The following is a 23,799-nucleotide window of genomic DNA, read 5'->3' on the forward strand; positions in this document are numbered from 1 at the left end:
GCAATGAACATCCCTGTTTGGAGTATCTATCGTGGCCCTGTTGGTCAATAACGTAATCGCAGAAGTTGACAAGCTTCCCGGCTTTAATGTGTTTGGCCGGGTTGCGGCAGTTCAAGGCCTTATGGTCGAGGTCGGCGGTGTTCAAGGGGCGCTATCTATTGGAGATCATTGCAGAATTCATGTGCGTCGCCGCGATTGGGTCACTTGCGAGGTCGTCAGTTTCCGCGATGGTCGTGCGCTTGTCATGCCCTTTGGTCCGGTGGATGGCATTGCTTTAGGGGATCGCGTAGAAGTTGGGCAGCGCGAGCCAGTTTTATTCCCGTGCGAGGCATGGCTGGGGCGTGTCATTAATGCGATGGGTGAACCAGTTGATGGCAAAGGTCCACTGCCGGTTGGACCCATACCTTATATTATTAAGGGCACTCCACCGTCGGCCCATGAACGGACCCGTGTCGGGGGCAAAATTGATTTGGGTGTGCGCGCGATTAATACCTTTCTCACCTGTTGTCGTGGGCAACGGATGGGGATTTTTGCAGGTTCCGGTGTGGGGAAATCGACCGTTCTGTCGATGATGGCGCGCAATACGGAAGCCGAAGTCAGTATCATTGGCCTGATTGGGGAACGTGGTCGCGAAGCTCGTGAATTTATTGAAGATGATCTGGGTGAAGACGGCTTAGCCCGCAGCATTGTTGTTGTTGCAACGTCGGATGAGCCCCCGTTGATGCGCCGTCAAGCGGCCTATGTCACAATGGCAGTTGCCGAATATTTTAGAAATCAGCAACGTGATGTTCTGTGTTTAATGGATAGCGTGACGCGTTTTGCAATGGCACAACGTGAAATCAGTCTGTCTGTGGGGGAACCGCCTGCCTCCAAAGGCTACACCCCGTCCGTTTTTGCCGAATTGCCGCGGCTTCTGGAACGTGCCGGGCCGGGGAATGCCCAACAAGGCAGCATTACCGGGCTGTTCACTGTTTTGGTGGAAGGCGATGACCATAACGAACCGATTTCGGATGCGGTGCGTGGTATTCTGGATGGTCACATCGTATTGGATCGCGCCATTGCCGAACGGGGACGTTATCCGGCGATTAATTTATTGCGGTCCGTTTCACGGACCATGCCTGATTGTAATGATGATCAGCAAAATGCTTTGGTCTTTAAAGCGCGAGAATTGTTGTCAACCTATGAAGATATGGCGGAATTAATTCGTCTGGGGGCCTATCGTCAGGGAACAGACCCCAAAGTGGATGAAGCTGTTTATTATTATCCGGCAATGGAGGCCTTTTTATCCCAAAATAAGAATGAGCCTATGAATTTGGAAACCGGATATATGGCCTTGGCACAGTTGTTGGGGATGCCATACAAAGATTTTGATGGGGATGTTTCTCAATTGGGTGTACCGCATGAACAGTTGCAAGGGCCGCAATAAAGGGTGATGTATGGGTAAAACACTCGCCAACCTGATCCGTCTTCATAAATATCGTGTCGATGAGAAACGCCGTGTTCTCGGTCAGTTGTATGGCGAGCTGCATGATCTCGAACAAAAACTGGAAGATCTTGAAAACCAACTGATTGAAGAACAGAAGATTGCAAAATCCGCCCCCGATCAGGCTTTATTTTCCTATGGTCGGTTTCATCAACGTGCAATGGGCATACGCGAACAACTGCAACAAGCGATTGCTGCCAAGGAGCAGGAAGTCGAGATTGCACGCGACGATGTCAACGAGGCGTTCCGCGAGTTGAAAGTGTATGAAGAAGCGGAAAAAAATCGCATCAAGCGGGAAGAGGAAGAACGCACCCGCAAAGAAAACATCGAAATGGATGAGATCGCAATGAACTTGCACCGTCGCAAGCAGGATTAAGAAAAGACGGATCTGGTATTATTGCGGCAAACAGGCTTTCTGTGATTTTTTAAAAGAAGGGTTACATTCCCAGTCATTCCCTGAATAATCCAGATGAGCGTTTTTGGGTAATTCGATGTGAATGCAGGTGTTATCAACCTGTTTAAAACCCCGTAGACATTTCCATCCAAATTGATGAGAACGGTCATTGAGATAAGCATTCTTGGGAACCGTGATCAGTTGGCAGGTATTTTGAACGGTACGATATCCACGCTCGCACTCCCAACCGTTTTCATAGGCACTTTCGGATAAATAGGCATTTTTTGGCAGGGTGATCAAAAGGCATGCGTCTTTTGTTTCTTTGTATCCCCGTTCACAGTTCCATGTGTTTCCTGTGTCATCTAAATAGGCATGTTTGGGGACAAAGACAGGGACGCATTTCTCACCCATATGCTTAAAACCGCGCAAACATTCCCATCCACGATCGTATAATCGACCTGTGGCAAATGCATTTTTTGGGACTTTTATTTTCACGCATTTGTTATTGCTCTCGCGGTAACCGTCATCACATAGCCAACCTGTACCGTATTTCTCTGCATGGGCATGGGTTGGAATGTTTTGTGCGCTTGATGGGGAGGACACAGCCATGCAGGCAAATAAAGTGGAAATAAATAGGAGCGAAAATATTCTCGTCTGAGAAGGAATGTTCATTCGGTGCTTTCTTTGAGGCTTGGCATTAGATCGTTTTTACGATTTCTTACCTAAAAAATAATAATCAATTTCCAGATCTTTTAAGATATTGCCATCTGCGGCCCTGTCGCGTTCTAATGCCTGTTTAAGGAGAGACGCTTTTATGGTGAGAGCACGGGTCAAGCTGCTGTTTTTGCTTTTGCTATGCAGATGTATGATCGTTTGGGTGCGTTTGTAGGCAACAAAGGACAAGCCTTCGATCAGTTCCTCATCCGTATCAATTTGATAAGAACCTGCCGGTTGCGTATTGATCGCTTCATCAAGTTTAAAAGGGTGATGAAAGGTAACGGTTTCTGTATGTGTACGAGTGGTCATGGGAGACTCTTTAAGAAGTATAGCCCTGCCTGAGAAATAAAAATATATATGGGATTAAGATAAATGATATTTATTTTTAATTATTATTTATAATATCAGATATTATATTAAATAGATATCTGTATTAAAGTTATAAATATTATTGTTTTATTTTGGGGTATTAAATTGTGGAGATGCGTACAAGCAAATGGGGATTATCCCATTGAGGTTGGCGATCTTCTATAACAATATTATGCGTTATTGTTTGATGGGGTTCTTCCTCGCCAAAGACCTGTATCCAGCGCGCGACCAGTTCGTTATTCATATCTTCTAAAAGAGCGTTTGCCGTCTGTTCGAGGGAATAATCCGGCAAATCAAACAGATGGGTGAAGTATGCGTCTATTTCTGCGGTATCGATAATGACCTTGTCGGGCACGTAACGCAGGCGTAGGCGTCGTGCTGTCCGTGTGCAAGTGGTCTGGAATGTAATGATATAATCATTTACCCGGTTTGGGTTATCTTTGGTCGCGATTAGGCTGCGTCGTTGTGCGAGGTCCATTTTTATACCAGCATGCCGAGATTTAATTCTGTCGATGTCAGATCAACCCCATCGACTTCAATAAAACGAGGGGTGACTTGAAAAGATAACTTACCATCGAAACCGATTGTGTCCATTGCATTTTCATAGATTTCAAGGATGTCGCGCCGGATAAACCCGGCCAATGGTTTATGTGTACGGATAATCAGGTCAAACATACGGTTGCTTTCCTTGGTTAATCCGTCCAATTGCATGGCCCCCAGACGAGAGAGATGCAAATCGATGACAAAACGCACGCCGGGGTCTTCTTTTCCTTCTTCTTTTTCATCCTTGTGATCGCGTTCTGCCAATCTGATTTGGTTTATTTGCCCGTTGTCTTGCAAAGGGATATAGGCGATTTTCCAGTCCGTAGCATTTGGCGTTTTGATCTTGTCGCTGATTTGTGTGAAATCATTTTCCAGTTTTTTCAACAAGTCCGGTCGTGCTTTGGACAAGGCTTTCAAGACTTTGTCATCGGCCCAGTTCTTGAAATTCCCGCGTCCCAATGCCTTTAGAAAAAAGATCATATTGGCGGCGAGGCGATGATCTGCCTTCGGGATCATGGCCTGATGCAGGTTGTCTGCGGCGGTTGGGTTGATTTGCGTTAAAATTTTATCGACTTCTTCGAGGGTCGGCCAATTTTTTCCAACCCCTTGTTCCAGCTTAAGTTCATTTAGAACTGGTTTTGCGTGTGTCTGAGGGTCGGGACGGGTGGCTGACAGGATTTCAAGTTTCACCTGTGTGCCTTCCGGTATCTTGGCCTTGATATCCAATGCAATCAACCCCTGAGCGGTCTTTACAATCGGTTGTCCTTGGGCTGTGTTGCCCATAATCGTCCCCTGAATAATGACCGTATTGGATTTCATCGTACTGCCGGCATTTGTCGTAGATGTCAGGGCGAGGTTTTGGGTTGGTTGCGTCGAGGATTTTCCACCTTGTTGATCCTGTTGAACGGATAACAGGCGTACTTTCAAATTATTTCCTGGCTGCAGCATGGGATGGGTGTTTTGTCCGCTTGCGCTTGGGTTACCTGTGGAGGGCCGAAAAGGATTATTGGAAGAGGTCTTGGCTGTTGCGGATATGCTGACAGGGGAGGGATTATTTGGCCCTTGCATGGCAGAAGTTGATGCGGTTGTTGATGTGAAACCTTGCGCCTGAGATGGTGTGAGAACAAAAGCGCGAAAGCCAGTTGCACTGTTCAAGCTTAATAAGGTTGCGGGACCTGCCCCCGTTGCATTTGCGTTTAAGGCGGAGGGAGGCAGCGCTGTTTGGGGTCGATGTGTCAATGATGTCTGTGCAGCAAATGTGGCAACCTTCGCGGCCGGTATATTGGGGGAAACCGGCTTGTTATTGATCCCGACCAACTGGATTTGAATATTTGGGACTTTTTGGACGAGGCGGAAGGTGGCTTGCGTGTCTTCAGGTAAGACAAAAGGCGCTTTAAACTGAAGCAGGCCTAAATTGGTTTGAATTTGAAGATTGCCTTGTGGTGTGGCCTGTTTGACCAATCCATTAATGAGACTGTCAAGGGCGAGTTTCGACAGTTCGAGAGACGCGACATTTGCCGGGGGTAATGTAACGGTCAATTGCGCAGCCGAACCCCCCGCACTGGGCGGTGGCGGTGGTGGTGGGGGGGCAACGCTTGTCATGGTGTGTTACATTCTAAAAATTGTTCAACAATCGATTGGCAATAGCGGCAATATCTTTGGCAGCGACACAGGAAGGCGCGTGGCTGAGCAAAGGCTGCTGCTGTTTGATTGTATCACGAACACGCTTGTCCCAGCGAATCACACCTGCCAAAGGCGGCGAAATGCCCAAAAATCCTTCGCAGGCTCGGCGTAGTGTGTTGTAGGTTCGTTCCCCGTCGCGGATAGAATCGCTCATATTCACAACGATGCGGAGGTCTAAACCGGGGTGGTCCTTTGACATGGTTTTAATGAAGGCATAGGCATCGGTCATGGCGGTGGGTTCGTCTGCGGTGACGACCAGACAGCTTCCGGCCTTGGATGTCAGTTGACGGGTCGGGCGATCCATGCCTGCCCCTAAATCAATAATGACCCGGTCATAGGATGCGGCCAAGACACCAAGGTCATTTCCCAGATGTTGAACCTGATTGGCCGGAATATGATTCAAAGCGCTGGATCCCGATCGTCCGGCGATGATATCGAAACCGCCCTCATCGAAATGTTGCGCGGCCTGATTGAGCGTAAGATTCCCACCCACCACGCCGGAAAGGTCGTGTTTGGGCATGAGGCCAAGCTGGATATCCACATTGGCCAGACCGAAATCCCCGTCAAAGAGTAATGTTTTTTGACCCAGATTTGCCAACGCATGAGACAACGTCACGGCAAACCAGGTCTTCCCCACACCGCCTTTACCCGATGCAACGGCAAATACATTACCGCCCTTGCGTGCCCTCGGCGTTGGAGTTGTTTTTTTCATAGCTGCAAACATAGCCATAATTTGTACGCCCAAATGGTTACCGAACGGTTAGGTAAAGATGTTCAATTCGTTAATTTCAGGTAGAAAGAGGAGAATGAAAGCCGTGTAAATCCTTGGTTATCAGGCGGTCTTTGTTTTTTGGAAATTATTTATTTATTTTCGAGATATTTTTTTAATTCACCTAATAAATAGTCCCAAACACCAGTCATCATATCCTTGTATGTTTGCGAGGGTAGGTTGGTTTGAATAAGGTTGAGTTGTGTTTGATCACCGGATTCTTGCAGTTCATAACGAATGGTGATGTGGTTGTCTTTAACGTTTTCTGTCCCGTGGTTTTTATTCCAATACGTAAATTGGAACAGGGAATGGGGAAGCAAGCGATCAATAACGCCAATGTCTTGACCGCTGTCCGGTCCGCTAAATACGATGGGGTTACCTTCTTGCCAGTCGCATTCAACATGATCTAACGGGAAGTAACGGATAATTTCGGCAGAATTCGTCAATGCACGATAAACGTCGCGGCAAGGGGCATTAATCTGGATTTCTTTGGTTAATTTCAAGAGAGTTACCTGTAATCAAAATGGGGGGAGGACGGGCAACAGATTTTTTATGAGTTTACGGCCTAAATCTGGCCCAAGGTTTTAATCTTCGCTTTCGGATGGACTTCACTTTGCGAGATCACAGCTGTTGACGGGCGGAACCGTTCGATGATCGAACGCACGTACGGGCGGATCGCCGGGCTGGTGAGAAGGGCTGGTGTTTCACCCATCATGGCTTGGCGCTCAAACGTTTGGCGAATGGCGTTGATAAATTCCTGCATCTTGCTAGGCGCCATTGACAGCTGACGTTCGTCCCCGGACCCAACGAGGGATTCAAGGAAAATCTGTTCCCATTCCGGCGATAAGGTAATAAGCGTCAAAATACCCTGATGGTTTGCCAGCATATCGCTGATTTGGCGACCAAGGCGAGAACGCACATGTTCGGTAATCATATTGATATTGCGGGTATATCCTGTGGCTTCGGAAATACCTTCCAAAATGGTTGGCAAATCGCGAATGGAAATCCGCTCGGTCAGCAGGTTTTGCAAGACGCGTTGAACGCCACCGACACTCATGGAATTTGGAATGATATCTGCGATAAGTTTCTGATGTTCTTTGTCCAGATCGTCCAGCAATTTTTGCGTTTCAGCATAGGACAAAAGTTCAGACATATTGTCTTTGACCAATTCGGTCAAATGGGTGGTGATAACGGTGCCGGGTTCAACAACCGTATAGCCACGAAAGAGGGCTTCTTCCCGGTTGGTCGGGTCGACCCACATGGCTGGCAAGCCGAAAGTTGGTTCTTGCGTTGCTTCGCCGGGCAGGCTGATGTCTTCGCCGCGCGGATCCATAATCATCAGGCTGGCAGGGCGAAGGTCACCGCGCCCGGCTTCAATCTCCTTGATGCGGATAACATAATTGTTGGCCGGAAGTTGCATGTTATCCTGAATACGAACAGAGGGCATAACAAAGCCCATTTCTTGGGCCAACTGGCGACGCAACGCTTTGATTTGATCAGTCAGACGTTGCCCCGATGCCCCGGCGTTGACAAGGGAAAGCAAACCATACCCCAATTCCAGACGCATCATATCGATCTTCATGGTTTCCGAGATCGGTTCTTCAGATGGCGGTGGGGGGGCCTTGGTGTCAGATTGCTGTTGTTTCAGCAATTCGGCAGCTTCGGTTTTTTGGCGTTGACTGACGAGATAGGCACCACCACCAGTCAAAATCCCCAAAAACATAAACGGCAGCACGGGAATCCCCGGCATGGTCGCCATCCCCAACAGGATAACGGTACTGACACCCAAGGTTTTCGGGTTGGCGCCAAACTGGGAAATCAGGGCTTTGTCTGCGGTCCCGGCAACACCGGCCTTGGTTACAAGCAGACCAGCAGCGGTTGAAACAATCAGGGCCGGTATCTGGGAAACCAGACCGTCGCCAACAGTCAGTCGGGTATAACTGTCGGCAGCTTGTGCCATTTCAAGGTCTTTTTGGACAACCCCGATAATAATACCGCCGATGACGTTGATAAAGGTAATGAGAATACCGGCGATCGCATCGCCGCGCACGAATTTGGAGGCACCATCCATCGCCCCGAAGAAGGTGCTTTCGTCCTGTAATTCCTGACGGCGGGCTTTGGCTTGGTCTTCGTCAATCAGGCCGGTGGACAAGTCGGCGTCAATGGCCATCTGTTTACCGGGCATGGCATCCAGTGTGAAACGCGCGGTGACTTCGGCAATCCGTCCTGAACCTTTGGTAATAACGATAAAGTTTACGATCACCAAAATCGAGAAAACGATAATCCCGATGACGAAATTCCCGCCCATGATAAAGCCGCCGAAGGCTTCAATCACCGCACCGGCTGCCGCTGTTCCTTCATGCCCGTTGGTCAAAATCAATCGGGTGGAGGCGAGGTTTAACGCCAGCCGGATCATGGTTGCAATCAGCAGGACTGTTGGAAACGCGCTGAAATCCAGCGGTTTTTCCAGGAAAATAACCGTCATCATAATCATAACGGAGAACGTAAAACTAAAGGCGAGCGAAATATCCAGCAGCCAACTGGGCATCGGGAAAATCAGGACAACCAAGATGGTTGCAATCCCGACGGCCATACCATAATCGCCATTCAAGAAAGCATTTTTTGCCTTCCCAAAAAAGGCATTGAAGGCGTCGCCGCCTGCCTCTGGTTGACCGGTGTTGCTGGGTTCTGCCATAAAACGCTACCTTGTCTTAACCGTTGCCGCCAGCTGCGGGAACGTCGAAACCTTCATCCCCGTATAACTTCAGCTTGTTGCGCAATGTACGGATGGAAATACCCAAAACATTAGCCGCATGTGTTCGGTTGCCAAGGCAATGATCCAATGTGGCAATAATCAGTTTACGTTCCATATCGGCAACAGTTTGGCCTACAAAATCACCCGAATTACCTGTGGCTTGGCCTGTGTCAGCGCTGGATTGTGCGCTGGGACTGCCGCTTAACATAATGGCTTCTTCGCCGATTTCAGTGGGACCGGCAATCAGAACGGCGCGGTGCATTGTGTTTTCCAACTCGCGCACGTTACCCGGCCAACTGTGACGCAACAACTTGTTCAGGCCCCCGCTCGTTAGGGGACGTTCTGCCATGTCATTAGCTTTTGCATATTTTTTAATAAAGTGATCGGCAAGAATTTGCACATCTTTGGGACGTTCCTTCAAAGATGGCAATTGCAGGTTCACCACATTCAGGCGGAAATATAAATCTTCGCGGAATTCACCTTTGGCAACGGATTGTTCCATATTGCGGTTCGAGGTCGCTAAAACACGGACATTGACAGGAACAGGTTTTTTACCCCCGACACGATCAATTTCGCGTTCTTGCAAAATCCGCAGCAATTTGGCCTGAAGACGTGGATCCATTTCTGAAATCTCGTCCAGCAGGATGGTGCCGTTGTTGGCTTCTTCAAATTTGCCGATCCGACGCGCCACCGCACCTGTGAAGGCGCCTTTTTCATGGCCGAATAATTCTGATTCAAGAAGGTTTTCCGGGATAGCTGCACAGTTGACAGCAATAAAGGGGCCATCTTTGCGCCGTGAGTTGCGATGGATGAAACGGGCCATAATCTCTTTACCCGTACCGGATTGCCCTGTGATCAGGACACTGGCATCTGAAGGTGCGATTTGTTTGGCAAGGCGTACCACATCGTCCATGATTGGATCGTGATAGATCATGGCGTGGCTTTCTTCTGCCACCGCGCTTAAGACAGCGCCGATCAATTCTGCATCTGGGGGCAGGGGCAGGTATTCCTGTGCGCCTGCGCGGATGGCGCGCACGGCGGCTTTTGCATCAGTGGCGACACCGCAGGCAACCACGGGTGTGTTGATGCGTTCGCCATTCAGGTTGCTGATGAATGTTTCAATATCAAGCTGGATATCCACCAGCACAAGGTCGATCCCCTTGCCTTGGCGCAAGGTATCCAAACCTTCGTTGATGTTATCGGTGTGAATGACTTTTGCGCCGCGCTTCACCGCGATTTGGCTGGCAGCGCCGACTTGTCCATTCAATGTGCCGACAATCAAAATCTTCATCTGGTCTAGGCCTCTTTAATATCTGCGTTAATCGAAATATTGAACGCGACGGTTCGGTGGCAGAATACTGTTGAGCATCATCTCCAGACGGCGTGGGTTTTCCTGACGTCCGATGGATGCTGTCGCAAGAATATAGAGCTGGTTAATCAGCAATTCATCATCGGAATTTCGCTCCAATTTTGCCGCCAGCGGCATAAGTACCATGTTTGATAGGACCGCACCATAGAAGGTTGTCAATAAAGCAACAGCCATAGACGGACCAATGGTACTGGGATCATCAAGATTGCCGAGCATTTGAACCAGACCAATCAAGGTCCCGATCAATCCCATTGCGGGTGCAAATTCGGCAGCCTTGCGTAAAATGTTTGCTCCTTTATGATGGCGCCCGGCCATGGCTTCCAATTCACCGATCATCATATTTTCGACTTCGTCTGCCGGGGTGCCGTCGACAACCAGCGACAATCCCTTGTAAAAGAATGCTTCGCGGCGGATATCGTCGAGAACGTTCTGTAATTGTAAGACCCCTTGTTTGCGGGCGATTTCGGCAATACGTATGGTTTGAACGGCGACCGTGCTGGCGTTTTGATTTTTATAGAGAACGGTTTTGATGATCAATTGACCGGCACGTAACATTTCGCCCAAAGAAAAACAAACCGTGGTGATCCCGATGGTCCCCCCGATGACAATCAAAACGGAAGGGGGATTGAAAAAGGATTCCGGTGATCCACCCAAGACAATAGCCGCGCCAACCAAGGCAAAGGCCACAATCAGGCCAATGATGGTTGCGCTATCTAAAGAGGCTTTGCCGCCGCCGATACCTTCGCCTTCGCTCATGTTTCTTTTACTCAGCTCCGGTCCGATTTGATAATCTCTGTCATGGTGACGCCGAGGCGTTCTTCAACCACGACAACTTCGCCACGTGCGACAAGTCGGTTGTTCACATAGATGTCAATCGCTTCCCCGACCTTGCGGTCAAGTTCGACGACGGCGCCACGTCCAAGTTTTAAGAGATCGCTCACCGGCATCGTTGCCTTGCCCAGAACGGCAGATACACGGACCGGGATATCATAAACGGCTTCCAGTTCGCGCGCACTGGTCGGTAAATCCTGAACCGGTGCGCCCATGCTGGGGCCGGAGTGTCCCATCTGGCTTTCCGGGGCCATTGGGCCTTCCATATTGTCCAGATTGTTAAGTTCTAAGTTGTTGTCTTCGTCAGCCATCGAATGATGTCTCCTCTATTCCGGTCTGTTGTTCTAACCGGTTTTCGGCCGATACATTTTGTGCGTTTGACAAGGGTGCATCCGCCTGATTATCAGTTTCGCCTTGATTGGTGCCTTGCGTCAAGTTTCGTTCTACAATTTCGTCAATTAGTTGCCACATATTTTCGATGTTGCGTTCTGCGCCGCCTTCCGCCCATTCAATGCGGCAGTCACCGGGCAGGATATCGTCATGTGCCATCGTGACGATCCGTCCGTCAAATCCTAGTTCATCGGCAATTTTAACCAGTTTTTCATGCAAATCTTCACGCAATGATTCGTGGACTTTAACAATGATACGCGGTTCAGCGCGCAAAGGTTCCAGACATTTGGAAACCACGTTTAGAACTTCGTCCAACCCATGTTTTTCTGCATAGGCGGGAATGATTTTTTTTGTAACCGCATTGGCAACGGATAACGCATGGGCTTCGTGATCTTCCTGACTTTTGCTATGGGCTGCAAACACAGCCGGGATGGTTTGTGCCATTTGGGTCAATGCGCTTGCAATCATGCGTTCGAACTGGGCATTGGCTTCCTCCAGACCGGCGGCCTTGCCTTCATCAAACGCGGTTTGCTGGGCAGCGAGAACTTCTTCTTCGCTGAAGGTGGGCGGGGGTGGTGCTTCAACTTCTTCTTCGTCGTCTTCACCTTCGTCCGGCTGGTGTTCCCGGTGATGGTGCGGAGCTTCACCGTCTTCGTCAAAGGCGTAGCTGTGGTCTGCCTCCGGGTCGTAATCCGGGTCGAAGTTTCGGTTTTCGAACATGTATCTTTTGACTGTGCTCATAAGTCACATAGACTCCAATTAGAAGACGAGTTCGTCTTCTTCGCCCGGTTGAGAAATATTGATTTCGCCCGCATCGGCCAATTGTTTGGCGACGACAACGATTTCGGCTTGTGCTTCGTCCACATCGCGCAGACGAACAGGGCCCATGGCCTCCATGTCTTCGCGCATCATCTTGGCGGCCCGTTCGGACATATTTTTGAAGAACAGTTCCTTGACCTCTTCCGATCCGCCCTTCAATGCCATTGCCAGTTTGTCTTTTTCGGCCTGACGCAGCAAAATTTGAATGCCGGACTGATCCACGCGTACCAAATCGTCGAAAGTGAACATAAGGGCTTTGATACGCTCGGCAGACTCGCGGTTGCGTTCTTCCAAGGCTGTAATAAAGCGGTTTTCGGTGTTGCGGTCCAGATTGTTGAAGATATCGGCCATCAATTCGTGGCTGTCGCGGCGTTGGGTCCGCGCCAGGTTGGACATAAATTCTGAACGCAGGGTTTTTTCAACCCCGTCCAAAACTTCTTTCTGGACAGCTTCCATGCGCAACAGACGCATGATAACTTCCATCGCGTAGTTTTCCGGCAATAAGGACAGAACACGTGCCGCGTGGTCTGGCTTGATTTTTGAGAGAACAACCGCAACCGTTTGCGGATATTCGTTTTTGAAATAGTTGGCAAGGACGGCTTCGTGAACGTTGCCGAGTTTGTCCCACATGGTGCGCCCGGCCGGTCCGCGAATTTCTTCCATAATGGCAGAAACGCGGTCTTTGGGCAGGGAGTTTTTCAGCAAACGTTCCGTACTGTCAAACGTACCGACAAGGGACCCGGCGGAAGAAAGTTGATCTGCAAATTCGACGAACAGACGCTCAATAACGGTGGAGCTGACGGACCCGAGCGAAGCCATGATTTGAGAAAGCTCGCGGATTTCTTCATCATCCATCATTTCAAACAGTCGACCGGAATGTTCATCCCCCAGTGACAGCATGAAAATGGCAGCTTTCTCTTGTCCTGTTAAACTGCGGTAATCGTCTTTTACGCGTGCCATCGTATCCTACCCTTAGCCTTCCTGATACATCCAGTTGCGAATAATGGCGAGTGCTTCCTCCGGGTGTTTTTCGACGATTTCGCCGACTTTCTTGACAGAGGACGCTTTCACGCGGCCTTCTACCCGGTCAATATCGATAAGTTCCTCGAAACTGTCGTCTTCATCAGCCACCGTATCGGATGGAACCGGGACACCACCTGGACCAGCCAATGCTTCCTGTTCGGCTTCTGCCAAGGCCGCGGCTTCAGCCGCCGCCTGCTGTTCGAACACACGTTTGATAAGCGGGCGAACCACCAAAAGGATGACCAGCAGGGCAACAAGGCCAAGGACAACCATCTCGGCGTAGTGCATGAGTTCTTCTTTGGTGAAAATCCAGAAGACAATTTCAGGCGCATCGTCAATGGCTTCAACAGCAGCAAAGCGCATGTTAATAACATCAACCTGATCGCGGTCCTGTGTAAAGCCAATCGCGCTCTTCACCAAAGTTGAAATTTGATCCATTTCTTCTTGGCTACGCGGCTCATAGGTCACCGTTCCATCTTGTCCTGCGGTGTAAACACCGTCAACCAGAACGGCGACGGACAAACGATTGACAACGGCGGTTTCGCGAACCCGGTTGATGATTTTTTTAGAGATTTCGTAGTTGACGGTTTCCTGTGTCCGGCTGGCACTCGATCCGGCAGATGTCCCGCCGCCATTGTCTTGCGCATCCGGCAGGTTGTTGCCAACCGTCACAGACATGTCATTTTCGCTTTCGTTGCTCTGTTCGTTTTCTTCCATCGTGGAACTGGAACGAACCACCTGACCTTCAGGATCGTATTCTTCTTCGACGGAGGTCTCGCGCGAGAAATCCATATCGGCATAAACTTCGGCGCGCACTTTACCAAAACCGACGGTGCGTTCCAGCAATCCTTCGATGCGGCGCGCAATAGCTTCCTGTTTTTGCAGACGCTGATTTTCGATTTCCTGTGCCTTGTCGGCATTACCGGGTTGTTCGAACCCACGGGCGAGCAATGTGCCTTTGTCATCGACAATGGAAATACGCTCAGGCTTTAGATCAGGTACGGCAGAGGCGACCAAATGTTGAACAGCCGTGATCTGTTCTTTGCTTAAGCGCTCAGCATTGTTCATTTTTAAAATAACGGAGGCGCTGGGCTGTTGGCGTTCACGCGAAAATAATTCACGACGCGGCAAAACCAGATGGACACGGGCGGCTTTTACGTTGTTGATGGAACGGATGGTTCGGGCGAGTTCGCCTTCCAATGCGCGGACCAGATTGACATTCTGTTGAAAGTTGGTGGAACCGACACTATCGGTGCCGTCAAAAACTTCATATCCGACAGACCCACCAGTGGGGAGGCCGTTTTCAGCGATTTTAAGACGCATGGGGCCAACTTTGTCGGAGGATACAAAAATTTCCGCCCCTTCTTTTGCGATATCGTAAGAGACCTGTTCACGTGCCAAAATCGCGATGATTTGTTGTGAGTCATCTGTATTCAGGTTGGAATAAAGCAATTCCATTTGCGGTGTACCCAAACGGGTCATCAAATAAATGAAAAAGGCAACCAGAGCCAATATGACACCACCGACGACAGCCAGTCGCTGTGGTCCGAGATTTTTTAATGTGTCTACAAAACCGCTCACTTGATGCGTTCCTTCCGATGTACCTGTTTAAGTCTCTCACATAGTTCGCAGGTACGACCCGCGTATGATGCTACATATTAGAATCTAACGCGATTACCCTAAACAAGAGGTTAATAACCCGGCAATTTTTGCCCATTGGATTCTTTAACCGACTCAGCTTCTCTAAAATGGCCTTAAAAGCTCAATGATTCTAGTGTTTTTTTGCCTCTGCAAAAGAAAAATGCCCCGGCGCAAAAACACCGGGGCCAAGTCTTAAAGAGAACCGATAAAAATCGGAGATTGTCAAGAGTGAGACGGGCTTAACGTTTCACTCTCAACAGTTCTTCCAGCATCTCATCCGATGTGGAAATGATCTTGGCCGCAGCACTATAGGCGCGCTGGGTTGTGATCATAGAGGTAAATTCTTCCCCCAAATCGACGGTGGAAGCTTCCAATGCAGACTGTTGTACGGACCCGGATCCGGCAGAGCCGGCTTCACGTACGGTCGGCTGACCGGAGAAATCGGTTTCAATCCAGACGTTACCGGACAGACTGTCCATGCCGTTCGGGTTAACCATTGTGGCAACCGGGATCATAAAGATTGGACGAGTTACACCGTTATCGAACAGAGCGGTTACAACACCGTCTTCACCGATGGTGACCCCGGCAAAGTTACCAAATGACGCGCCGTTTTGAGAAATATAGTTGATTTGGTAAGTGTCACCAAACTGGGTCATACCATCGGCAACGTTATAGTTCCCGAGGGAAACGGACAGGGCAGGGCCTTCGGAACCATCCATATCTTCGGCACCGTTTGCCCAGTCGATTTTATACTGAATGCGAGGGTCGGATGCAGTGGCTTCGTCCGTACCGAAGAATTTGTTCGGTGTACCATCCCCGTTAAATTCAACGGTATAATTGCTGGTTCCTGTCCATGCAACAGAGGAGTCCAAACGTTCAACGGTAAAGGCTTCGTTTTGCGTGACCGCCGCGATACCGCCAGTTGTTAGACGTGAGGCGTTAATTGTAATGTCGTTAGCTGTCGATCCGTTATGGAAGAAAACGCCAGTATCGCCCCCAACACGTTCTGCCCACATTTCTGGTGGTGATTTCGGTGTTCCACCATATTCGTATTGCAGAAGTTTTTGAATACGGTTGGCAACTTCATCCATGACTTGTGACAGAGAGCGGTTGTTAACGTTAATGCTTAATTCCTGTGCGTTAACAGGTGTTAAACCAGCACGTGCCGTGGTTGCAATTGCAGCGCCGGCTGCAAATGTAACGTCACCGCCTGTACCGTCAGTAAATGAAACAGCCACATTGTTTGTTTGCTCGAAAGTAATCACGTTACCAGCCTGCGAGGTCCAGTTTGCCGTGCCGCCAGTTGTATCCATTGCGGCTTCAATTGCATTGGCTAAATTGCTGGCCGTTGTGGTGGTGTCCGGGCCAATGACAACGCGTGTGCGTGTCGGATCGGTCAGGGTGTTGTCACTATCAAACTCGAACGTGGTAATAGTACCGCCGATATCAATTTGATAAGTTTCCCCGTCGGCAGGCTGTGCACCGACAGTAATCGTGTTTTGATGGATGGAGTCCACGTCAGCCGCACCAAATGCGATCCGATAATCCGTTCCGTCAATATTTAGGTCCATTGTTGTGCCGACATCGGGTACACTCTGGAAATCCAGACGGCCAAGGGACATATAGTTATTGCGCGTGGTTGTTTGGTCTTCCACAACCATTGTCGCCGCCCCTTTTGGGGGGATGACGGATAAATCCCATGCGTTTGACGCACGTTTGGTCCAGGTATGATTGATGTTGTGGGCGGCCCCCAATGAGTCATACATCAATACGTCTGTTTTGTGTGACTTGCCAACAGCTGCGGAGGACGGCAGGTTTGCACCCATTGCAATTGTGGTTGTTGAAACAGCTGTACCACCAATTGTTTTCAAGTTAAGCGGACGCAAGTTTGTATTATCAACGATGTTATCGTTAATATAAACCGTATCGCCAGCTGTGTTTTGGTAGGCCTTCATATAGGTGTCGTTGCCCACTGTTTTCTGAACGGCTTGTGTTGAGCCGTCCCAGGTTTGCAACGGCCAGCCTTGCAGGTAATACCCAGATGAATTTTGCAGGTTACCTTCCTTGTCCACACGGAAAGAACCCGCACGTGAATAGGCGTAAAGGTCACCGGTAGATGGGGTCCCAGATTCGTTTACGATAAAGAACCCGCCCCCGGAAATGGCAATATCTGTTGCTGCAGTTGTTGACTGCAGCAGGCCTTGTACATCAACGCCTTGGCGAGGTTTGGATTGCACACCCCCTGCGGAATATTTGGTCAGGGAGGCCTGTTTGGTCACCAGTGTTTGAAAGTTCACTTGTGTAGATTTGTAACCGACCGTGTTTACGTTGGTCACGTTATCGGCAATGGCACCCATGGCACTTGATTGTGCCTGAAGGCCTGATACACCGGAAAAAAGTGCGCCATATAAGCTCATCTTTTATCTCCATTAAGAATGTTTCTTAGCATTCTTGCTTATTGTTTAAGTCACCCATTCTAGGTCACTGGTTCTCTATTCGTTGAAGCTTGTGCTTCTTGTTTGCGTTAGGCTGCGTCTTCGGCAGCCTTTACCGCAGCTTTTGCTTTTGCCAAGGCTATCGAGGCCTCAGAAGCAGCTTTGGAAGCGCGTGCCGCCGCAGCCGTTGCAGATTGTGCAGCCTCCGCTGCGACGTATGAACTGGTTGCGTTTTCAGCCGTCTGGTAGGCTTCATTGGCATCAGATTGTGCTTCCGCAGCTTCGTTTACTGCTTTTTCGGCAGCTGTCAGCTGAGTTTGCACGGCCTCAAGATCGTTGTCTTCAGCCAGTGTAACCAGTGCATTGTAAGAGTCTTGTGCAGCGATAGCACTGTTAACGGCATCTTGGTTTGATGCTTTTGCTTTCAACTGTGCTGCAGCGATTGAGTCAACTTCTGACAATTCAATCGCTTCCTGTTTCAGTGCGATAACATCCGCCAGTTTAACCGCCTGGTTCGTCATGATCAGTTCAGGTTCGTCACCGGCATAAGAGACACCCGTGATTTTGCCGACGGCCGTGGTTGTGATATCAACCGGTGCACCATCTGCGTCCAGTGCGGTTACGGTCAGTTTATAAAGACCATCTGGCAACTGGTTGCCACTAAGGTCCGAACCATCCCACAACACGCCATGCTTACCAGCGGACACGTTGCCTTCACCGGAGAAGACTGTGCGGCCACTACTATCTTGAATATTAATAAGCGTTGCGACTGAATCTTCGTGCAGAACGTAGTTGAATTCAGCTTCGCCGTTGTAAATCTGGACCTGATTGGTTTTGACTTCTGCCATGCGGCCAACATAACTGGCGACAGAAGACAGTTGTGCTGTTTCTTGCGCTTTAATGAGGGTTTCAAGGTTGGCGTTTTGTGAAATTTGTTGTTCCACGCTAGCAAACTGTACCAATTGGGTCGTGAACTCGTTGGCATCCATTGGGTCCAACGGGTCTTGGTGTTGCAACTGCGTGGTCAGAAGCGTCATGAAATCGTCGAGATCATCGGCGAGTTTCTGACGGTCCGTTTCTGCCCGCGATTGGCCGGCAACTGCAGCAGCGCCTAATCCGGAAATTGATTCAGCCATCGTTCAACCTTTCTTCTTTCGTCCTTAAGCGCTCAGATCCACGCCGCCGTAGGCAGCACGTAATTGGGCGCGACGTTCCAGTGCTTCCTGTTCGGCTGTCGTGATGTCTTCGCCGCGTACAGGTGCGTCATTTAATGTATCGTTACCAAGGTTACCGGACCCGTTGCCTTGTGCGGTCTGTTGGCCTTCGTTGTTTTGTTGGCGCAGGTTAAAATTCATGTCGCCCATGTCTAAACCGGCCTCACGCATGGCTTTTTCCAACGCCTTGGCATCTTGTTTCAGCATTTCCAGTGTTTCAGGGCGGTCTGCTGTGACGGTTGCAGTTACCTTGGAACCTGCCATGTCCAACTGCACTTCGATCCGGCCCAACTCCAAAGGTTTAAGCTGGATGTTGATACGGTCTGCGCCAGCCTTTGCAGCTTTTGCGATTTCAACATTGATATGCTCAGGCTTTGCCGTGGTGTGAACATGCTGCTTGGCTTCGTGCGCCGGTTTGGCTTGTTCAGTCTGTTGGGTCTGGTTACTTGCTTGGGTCTGCGTGGTCGTCGCGGTTTGTGTTGTTTCCGTCCCGACTGTTGTTTGGGTAACTTGTGCACCAGTCCCTTTTGCAGCGGCTTGTGCGCCTTTTGCTTCATTCACCATATTGGCGAAATTCTGGTTTTGGGTATTTTGTGCAGAATTGTTTTGATTGTTTTGCACCTGTGCATTCGCGAGACCAGCCTGTGCATTTTGCCCCAGATTAGATTGCGCATTATTCTGCTGCTGTCCACTTTGGGTGGAAATACCCGCCTGATTGGTGCTGGCCGCAACGCTGGAAGCATTAGACAATGAGGTCGAGGTCTGAGACGTGGTTGTCGCAGCCGCTTCTGCGACTTTGACCTGAACATTTGCCTGTTGGTTCTGACCAATTTTTTTGGACAAATCTGCGGCTTGCTGCTGTGCGCTGCTTTGCTGTTGCGCGGCTTGCTGCGGATTAATTTCTTTTTGCTCGCCTTTATTGACCTGCGCTTGTTGTTGAGATTGGTTTTGCGCATTGCCGTGCTGACCGGCTTGTCCTTGTTGGGCGGTGTTTTGTGTCGTCGCTGTCTGTGTAGTTGTGTTTTTTGCGTTTACATCTACAGCCAAGGGATCAGTTGTTTGAGTACCGGTTTTTGCGTTGTTGTTTTGAGTGTTGCTCTGCTGGGTTGATGCAACGGCGGCGACAACGCTTGGGTCTGTTGCACCTTGTGCATTGGCGGCAGCGGCTTGTCCCAGATTTGCATTAGCGGCTGCATCGGCGAGATCGTTACCTTGATTTTCGGCGTTTGCCCCGGCCTCATTTGTGTCAGCCGTCTCGTTTGAGGTGTTGTTGTTGGCCTCAGCAGTTTCACTTTGCTCGTTCTTATCTGCTTTGGGCTTGTCTCCTGCGTCAGCGTCTTTTTGCGGGGCATCGTCGCGTTCTGAACGATCCCGGTTATCATCACTGGCGTCCCGACGCGTATCGTCTGCGCGATCATCCGGGCGATCTTCTGTGCGAGTGTCGTCAGATTTATCAGTACGATCGCTTGCGACATCATCGTCGTTGCGTGCATCGGCTGTTTTGGATGCTTTATCATTGTACGAGTCATCATAGCCTTTGTCAGCGTGCGCATCATAGGCGGGCTCGTTGGATGACTTGGAGGTCGACATGCTTAGGTTCGTGCTCATATTGCTGCTGGAGAAAGCGAGCAAATCGGCAAAACCTGCACTATTGTTGGTGCCTTTTGTTTTTGTTGTTTGGGCCACAGGACCTGTCACCGGGGTAACAGTTCCGTTATTTTTCGCGTTAACCGCTAAATTATCCATGATCGCGTCCTCGCAAGTTCCGGTTCTTCGACGGATTAAATGCAAAGGGTGTGCCAGATGGGTGTTATTGCTTTATCTTATTGAAAATGATGAATTAAATTATTTTTGTTCGTTTTACTTTATGAAGGTTTAGGTAAAAAATTCCTAGTACGCAGGCAATATATTCAGTGAAGGGGTGAGTAAATAAAGAGTACTTTTTTGGTAAGGGCTGTGCTATACTTCATTCTGTCGTAGAATGGGACAGTTTTTCTCGAGAAGGACCTAGAAATGGTTGATATCTTTTCTGCTTTGAAAAACGGACAAGGTGCCGTTAGTATATTTAACGTATCTAAGAATGTATCGCGAAACCAATTGGCAGCGCAGTTGCAGACGGATTTTCAGAACAAGGTCCAAAATGCGGAAACTCAGGTTCAAGATCGTTTAAATGCTAAGATGGCAATTGTGGATCGTAAGGGAAAGGCGTTTTCTGATCTTACGAAAAACTTACGTGAAGCACTGGATGTCCTGCAAAATAGCCGCAAGCGTGTTGAAAGTATTGAGCGTCGTCTTGATAGTATGATGCTAGATGTGAATCGGGCGCAGAAGTCGTTTGATGACCCTGATACAGATTTTCAAGCGGAAGGGTACGCGCGGGCTTTTGACTCGGGCTTTCGTTCCATTGATTTGGCTATTAGTGAAACGCGGGTTTCACCGAACCTTTTGAATAATTCAACATATCCGATGGAATACCCTACGAATAGCAATGGGGGGTATTCCAGTTTTTTTGGTGTCGATTTAAGCGCCAATTATTCTTTGGAAGAAGCTGGCGGTGAAGTCTGGAAATTGGAAAGTTCTGGTTCGTCGATCCGGCGTTATGATGCAGATGGCAATGAAACGAATGTTGTTGCTTCGTTTGTAAGTGGTTTGACGCTCAACAGTATTGATGCCAGTGATAATGTCAGTTTTTCTGTTGGTTCGGATGCCAGTTCGAGTACAACGTATAATGCAACAATTAAACGTGCAGGCATCGGGATCATGCATGCATGGGCGTATGATGATTTAGCGACAGATAGTGGGCGTGCACGTGCGTTGGAGGATTTGTCTTCTGCAAAGAGCATTGCTCAGCTTGAGGTGACACGTTATGAAGTTGTAGAGACTTCTTTGAAGTTTTATTTGGAAAAAGCAAAAAACGAAATTGATGGTATTAATCAGGAAAAAGTAAACCTTCAGCGCGAGTTAATGACAGAACTTTATGATAAGCGTCAAAAGCTGCAACAGCAATTTCAGGCAACTCAAAGTAATCTTGCGCAGGCATTTTTGGTTCGTAGCAATTATGCAAGTTTGATCCCTAGTGGTTCTATGGGTGACTTTTTTAATTTATTGACTTGATTTGTTTGGTTGTGGGGAACCTTAATCGTGTGTGATGGGATCGTGTTACTTGGTTGCGGCGGTCATGCACTTGTTGTTATCGATACGTTAGATGTTTTAGGTGTAAAAATACAGGGTTACATAGCGCCACAAAAAAGCGAGAAAGATAAGTTGTGCGCTTTCGAGCACCTTGGTTCTGATGAAGTTTTGGAAAAGCTTGACTTAGAAGCAATTTCTTTGGTCAATTGCCTTGGCTCTGTTAGATCTACAAACCTGAGGCGCATTGTTTATCAGCAAGCAAAAAGCCTTGGTTTTCGATTTATCAATCTCATACATCCTGGGGCTATAATATCTTCTTCTGCGCATATTGGAGAGGGGTCTCAAGTGATGGCTGGAGCTATTATTCAGCCTTATGCCGTTGTGGGTGAGAATTCTATTGTTAACACTGGTGTAATTGTTGAACATGAATGCAAAATTGGTGATCATGTTCATCTGTCGCCGGGTGTTGTTTTGTCAGGCGGGAGTTCTGTTGGTGAGGGTACTCATGTGGGTACAGGGGCGTCCATTATACAAAATATAAAAATTGGAACAAATGTAACAATAGGAGCTGGCGCCGTTGTGACGCACAATATAAGGGATAACGATGTGGTTGTTGGGGTTCCTGCACATTCTATAGGAAGCAACGATTTATTATCATAAGTAAGATCGCGCCTATATTTGATAAGATATAAGCGTTATCTCTTTAGAAATTTAGTATAGCTGATAAATGAGGATGGTATGTCTGAAGGTGCTTATAATAAAATTTTTACCCTCTTGGCGAAGGCTGGCTGGGAAGAGGATGGTTGGGATCTTGATATTGTTAACCATAATATAGATACTGGTTTCTTTATGGAGGCGGAATCAAAAGTACCTTTTGAGCAATTTTCATCTTCAATTGAGAATTTTTTTATTGGCAGAAATAGCTATATTCTTAATGGCGGATTATATAGCTCCAATACTATTATTGGTCGTTATTGTTCGATCTCTAAAGATGTATATCTAGGCAACACAAATCACGATTTTAACTGCTTAAGCACAAGCTTTGTGCCTGATGATCCTGGGTTTCAATCCCAAAGGGTTAAAGGCTATAATATTGTCGGTTGTGACGTTTGGATTGCAGCTAATAGTATCGTGCTTCAAGGCTTAACGATTGGGCACGGAGCTGTTGTCGGGGCGGGCTCAGTTGTGACAAAGGATGTTCCTCCTTATGCTATTGTCGCAGGTAACCCCGCAAGGATAATAAAATATCGTTTTGCACCTCAAATTATTGAAGGTTTGTTAGAAACTAAATGGTGGACGTTGCCTGATAGCATTATTCGGCAATTACCGGCGCATGATGTGGAAATGTGTATTGAAGGTTTGAGGGCTGCACGAAGAACGACAAGTTAAACGAAGCCTTACCAGGCAGTTAAGCCGCCATCTACGATTAAATTTTGTCCGTTTATATATGATGAGGCATCTGATAGGAGAAAGTTTGCTGCATAAGCAATTTCATCTGCAGATGCCATTCGTCCCAATGGGACTCTTTGGCTGTATTTTTTTGAAAATACGTTATTTTGTCCGCTTTCCACACCGCCAGGTGTGAGTGAATTTACCCGAATACCTTTGTCCCCCCAGTATGTGGCAAGGTATTGGGATAGGCCAATTACTGCAGCTTTTGATGCCGAGTAAACAGCGGGTGTGTTGATTTCACGGTCCATATAATAAGACCCATCGTAAATTCGTTGATCCGGCCCAACAACACCGTAAATGGAGGCGGTTTGTACTATACTGCCAGCGATATTTTTTTCTCCCATATGTTTCCCGATGGCCTGTGCCATAAGAAACATACCGTCAATATTTACGGACATAACCTCTTGCCATGTCTTTAAGTCGTAGGTTTCAAAGGGTTCGAAAAAATCGTTTAGGTTATTTGTTTTTGTCGCTGCGTTGTTGAGTAATCCGTGTACATTTTCAAAATTTGCGCAAATCTGTTCTATTGATAGTGAAACACTTCCCGGGTCCCTTACATCGCACCCAACGCCAATATGTACACCATTTTGTGTCGTGATAGGGAGTTGTGCCGCGAACTTTTCACAAGCTTCTTTATCTAAATCAAGGACTGCAACTTGTGCACCGCTTTGTGCAATGGTTTTACAGAGAACTTGCCCAAGAATGCCAAGCGCACCTGTAATGACAATGTTTTTATTTTGGCAAGAATTAAGGAGATCAGGGACAATTGTGGGCATTGGT

Annotated in this window: 22 protein-coding genes; 5 read left to right on the plus strand and 17 right to left on the minus strand. The window is 48.4% G+C overall.

Translation table 11 applies throughout. The annotated features are described in order from the left end of the window. Positions 1 to 31 precede the first annotated feature (31 nt). Entirely contained in the window at positions 32 to 1,426 is a 1,395-nt protein-coding gene (gene fliI / locus ACN0VA_RS12370) for a flagellar protein export ATPase FliI (protein WP_417821453.1), read from the plus strand. Positions 1,427 to 1,436: 10 nt separating this feature from the next. Next, positions 1,437 to 1,859, plus strand: a complete 423-nt coding sequence (locus ACN0VA_RS12375; RefSeq protein WP_417821454.1) for a flagellar export protein FliJ — start codon at positions 1,437 to 1,439, stop codon at positions 1,857 to 1,859. Positions 1,860 to 1,877: 18 nt separating this feature from the next. Here ACN0VA_RS12375 and ACN0VA_RS12380 read toward each other — a convergent pair whose 3' ends face one another. The 16 genes from ACN0VA_RS12380 to ACN0VA_RS12455 form a co-directional block, all read right to left on the minus strand. Next, complete coding sequence (locus tag ACN0VA_RS12380) at positions 1,878 to 2,549, minus strand: hypothetical protein (RefSeq protein ID WP_417821455.1); 672 nt, start codon at positions 2,547 to 2,549, stop codon at positions 1,878 to 1,880. A gap of 36 nt (positions 2,550 to 2,585) precedes the next feature. Next, complete coding sequence (locus tag ACN0VA_RS12385) at positions 2,586 to 2,903, minus strand: hypothetical protein (RefSeq protein WP_417821456.1); 318 nt, start codon at positions 2,901 to 2,903, stop codon at positions 2,586 to 2,588. A 160-nt stretch (positions 2,904 to 3,063) separates the two neighbouring features. Further along, complete coding sequence (locus tag ACN0VA_RS12390; protein ID WP_417821457.1) at positions 3,064 to 3,441, minus strand: hypothetical protein; 378 nt, start codon at positions 3,439 to 3,441, stop codon at positions 3,064 to 3,066. Between the two features lie 2 nt (positions 3,442 to 3,443). Beyond that, positions 3,444 to 5,108, minus strand: coding sequence for a hypothetical protein (locus ACN0VA_RS12395; protein WP_417821458.1), 1,665 nt, complete (start codon positions 5,106 to 5,108; stop codon positions 3,444 to 3,446). Positions 5,109 to 5,121: 13 nt separating this feature from the next. After that, positions 5,122 to 5,919, minus strand: a complete 798-nt coding sequence (locus tag ACN0VA_RS12400; protein WP_417821459.1) for a MinD/ParA family protein — start codon at positions 5,917 to 5,919, stop codon at positions 5,122 to 5,124. A gap of 131 nt (positions 5,920 to 6,050) precedes the next feature. Further along, positions 6,051 to 6,461: an SRPBCC family protein gene (locus tag ACN0VA_RS12405; RefSeq protein ID WP_417821460.1), complete on the minus strand. Its 411-nt coding sequence runs from the start codon at positions 6,459 to 6,461 to the stop codon at positions 6,051 to 6,053. Between the two features lie 62 nt (positions 6,462 to 6,523). Beyond that, positions 6,524 to 8,653: a flagellar biosynthesis protein FlhA gene (flhA, locus tag ACN0VA_RS12410; RefSeq protein ID WP_417821461.1), complete on the minus strand. Its 2,130-nt coding sequence runs from the start codon at positions 8,651 to 8,653 to the stop codon at positions 6,524 to 6,526. A gap of 16 nt (positions 8,654 to 8,669) precedes the next feature. Then, complete coding sequence (locus tag ACN0VA_RS12415; RefSeq protein ID WP_417821462.1) at positions 8,670 to 10,004, minus strand: sigma-54-dependent transcriptional regulator; 1,335 nt, start codon at positions 10,002 to 10,004, stop codon at positions 8,670 to 8,672. 27 nt (positions 10,005 to 10,031) lie between these two features. Beyond that, the gene (locus ACN0VA_RS12420; protein WP_417821463.1) at positions 10,032 to 10,838 is read right to left on the minus strand and encodes a motility protein A; all 807 of its coding nucleotides are present in this window, start codon (positions 10,836 to 10,838) and stop codon (positions 10,032 to 10,034) included. 11 nt (positions 10,839 to 10,849) lie between these two features. Then, positions 10,850 to 11,149 (minus strand): flagellar motor switch protein FliN, encoded by a 300-nt coding sequence (gene fliN, locus ACN0VA_RS12425; RefSeq protein ID WP_417821525.1) that lies wholly within the window; start codon positions 11,147 to 11,149, stop codon positions 10,850 to 10,852. A gap of 67 nt (positions 11,150 to 11,216) precedes the next feature. Beyond that, positions 11,217 to 12,044, minus strand: a complete 828-nt coding sequence (locus tag ACN0VA_RS12430) for a hypothetical protein (protein ID WP_417821464.1) — start codon at positions 12,042 to 12,044, stop codon at positions 11,217 to 11,219. Positions 12,045 to 12,062: 18 nt separating this feature from the next. After that, the gene (fliG, locus tag ACN0VA_RS12435; RefSeq protein WP_417821465.1) at positions 12,063 to 13,082 is read right to left on the minus strand and encodes a flagellar motor switch protein FliG; all 1,020 of its coding nucleotides are present in this window, start codon (positions 13,080 to 13,082) and stop codon (positions 12,063 to 12,065) included. Between the two features lie 12 nt (positions 13,083 to 13,094). After that, a complete protein-coding gene (gene fliF, locus ACN0VA_RS12440; RefSeq protein ID WP_417821466.1) occupies positions 13,095 to 14,726 on the minus strand; it encodes a flagellar basal-body MS-ring/collar protein FliF in 1,632 nt (543 codons plus the stop codon). Between the two features lie 299 nt (positions 14,727 to 15,025). After that, complete coding sequence (locus tag ACN0VA_RS12445) at positions 15,026 to 17,203, minus strand: flagellar hook-basal body complex protein (protein ID WP_417821467.1); 2,178 nt, start codon at positions 17,201 to 17,203, stop codon at positions 15,026 to 15,028. Between the two features lie 107 nt (positions 17,204 to 17,310). Continuing rightward, the gene (locus ACN0VA_RS12450) at positions 17,311 to 18,357 is read right to left on the minus strand and encodes a flagellar hook assembly protein FlgD (RefSeq protein WP_417821468.1); all 1,047 of its coding nucleotides are present in this window, start codon (positions 18,355 to 18,357) and stop codon (positions 17,311 to 17,313) included. Positions 18,358 to 18,381: 24 nt separating this feature from the next. Beyond that, positions 18,382 to 20,181 carry a flagellar hook-length control protein FliK gene (locus ACN0VA_RS12455; protein ID WP_417821469.1) on the minus strand — a complete coding sequence of 600 codons (1,800 nt, stop codon included), beginning with the start codon at positions 20,179 to 20,181 and terminating at the stop codon, positions 18,382 to 18,384. Positions 20,182 to 20,448: 267 nt separating this feature from the next. Between ACN0VA_RS12455 and ACN0VA_RS12460 the strand changes: the two genes are divergently transcribed. The 3 genes from ACN0VA_RS12460 (at position 20,449) to ACN0VA_RS12470 (ending at position 22,956) form a co-directional block, all read left to right on the plus strand. Continuing rightward, positions 20,449 to 21,549 carry a hypothetical protein gene (locus tag ACN0VA_RS12460; RefSeq protein WP_417821470.1) on the plus strand — a complete coding sequence of 367 codons (1,101 nt, stop codon included), beginning with the start codon at positions 20,449 to 20,451 and terminating at the stop codon, positions 21,547 to 21,549. A gap of 27 nt (positions 21,550 to 21,576) precedes the next feature. After that, a complete protein-coding gene (locus tag ACN0VA_RS12465) occupies positions 21,577 to 22,227 on the plus strand; it encodes an acetyltransferase (RefSeq protein WP_417821471.1) in 651 nt (216 codons plus the stop codon). 78 nt (positions 22,228 to 22,305) lie between these two features. Further along, positions 22,306 to 22,956, plus strand: a complete 651-nt coding sequence (locus tag ACN0VA_RS12470) for a CatB-related O-acetyltransferase (protein WP_417821472.1) — start codon at positions 22,306 to 22,308, stop codon at positions 22,954 to 22,956. Positions 22,957 to 22,964: 8 nt separating this feature from the next. On the opposite strand, the gene ACN0VA_RS12475 is transcribed toward ACN0VA_RS12470, so the two are convergent. Then, a complete protein-coding gene (locus ACN0VA_RS12475; protein ID WP_417821473.1) occupies positions 22,965 to 23,795 on the minus strand; it encodes an SDR family oxidoreductase in 831 nt (276 codons plus the stop codon). Between the last annotated feature and the right edge of the window lie 4 nt (positions 23,796 to 23,799).

The organism is Terasakiella sp. (assembly GCF_048267425.1).
Taxonomy (GTDB): Bacteria; Pseudomonadota; Alphaproteobacteria; order Rhodospirillales; family Terasakiellaceae; genus Terasakiella.

Coding starts and splice junctions, on each gene's coding strand:
- fliN (WP_417821525.1), bottom strand. CDS start 11,149: ATGGGACACTCCGGCCCCAGCATGGGCGCACCGGTTCAGGATTTACCG.
- ACN0VA_RS12420 (WP_417821463.1), bottom strand. CDS start 10,838: ATGAGCGAAGGCGAAGGTATCGGCGGCGGCAAAGCCTCTTTAGATAGC.
- fliG (WP_417821465.1), bottom strand. CDS start 13,082: ATGGCACGCGTAAAAGACGATTACCGCAGTTTAACAGGACAAGAGAAA.
- ACN0VA_RS12415 (WP_417821462.1), bottom strand. CDS start 10,004: ATGAAGATTTTGATTGTCGGCACATTGAATGGACAAGTCGGCGCTGCC.
- ACN0VA_RS12400 (WP_417821459.1), bottom strand. CDS start 5,919: ATGGCTATGTTTGCAGCTATGAAAAAAACAACTCCAACGCCGAGGGCA.
- ACN0VA_RS12380 (WP_417821455.1), bottom strand. CDS start 2,549: ATGAACATTCCTTCTCAGACGAGAATATTTTCGCTCCTATTTATTTCC.
- ACN0VA_RS12460 (WP_417821470.1), top strand. CDS start 20,449: ATGGTTGATATCTTTTCTGCTTTGAAAAACGGACAAGGTGCCGTTAGT.
- ACN0VA_RS12450 (WP_417821468.1), bottom strand. CDS start 18,357: ATGGCTGAATCAATTTCCGGATTAGGCGCTGCTGCAGTTGCCGGCCAA.
- ACN0VA_RS12395 (WP_417821458.1), bottom strand. CDS start 5,108: ATGACAAGCGTTGCCCCCCCACCACCACCGCCACCGCCCAGTGCGGGG.
- ACN0VA_RS12455 (WP_417821469.1), bottom strand. CDS start 20,181: ATGGATAATTTAGCGGTTAACGCGAAAAATAACGGAACTGTTACCCCG.
- flhA (WP_417821461.1), bottom strand. CDS start 8,653: ATGGCAGAACCCAGCAACACCGGTCAACCAGAGGCAGGCGGCGACGCC.
- ACN0VA_RS12430 (WP_417821464.1), bottom strand. CDS start 12,044: ATGAGCACAGTCAAAAGATACATGTTCGAAAACCGAAACTTCGACCCG.
- ACN0VA_RS12475 (WP_417821473.1), bottom strand. CDS start 23,795: ATGCCCACAATTGTCCCTGATCTCCTTAATTCTTGCCAAAATAAAAAC.
- ACN0VA_RS12385 (WP_417821456.1), bottom strand. CDS start 2,903: ATGACCACTCGTACACATACAGAAACCGTTACCTTTCATCACCCTTTT.
- ACN0VA_RS12390 (WP_417821457.1), bottom strand. CDS start 3,441: ATGGACCTCGCACAACGACGCAGCCTAATCGCGACCAAAGATAACCCA.
- ACN0VA_RS12445 (WP_417821467.1), bottom strand. CDS start 17,203: ATGAGCTTATATGGCGCACTTTTTTCCGGTGTATCAGGCCTTCAGGCA.
- ACN0VA_RS12375 (WP_417821454.1), top strand. CDS start 1,437: ATGGGTAAAACACTCGCCAACCTGATCCGTCTTCATAAATATCGTGTC.
- ACN0VA_RS12470 (WP_417821472.1), top strand. CDS start 22,306: ATGTCTGAAGGTGCTTATAATAAAATTTTTACCCTCTTGGCGAAGGCT.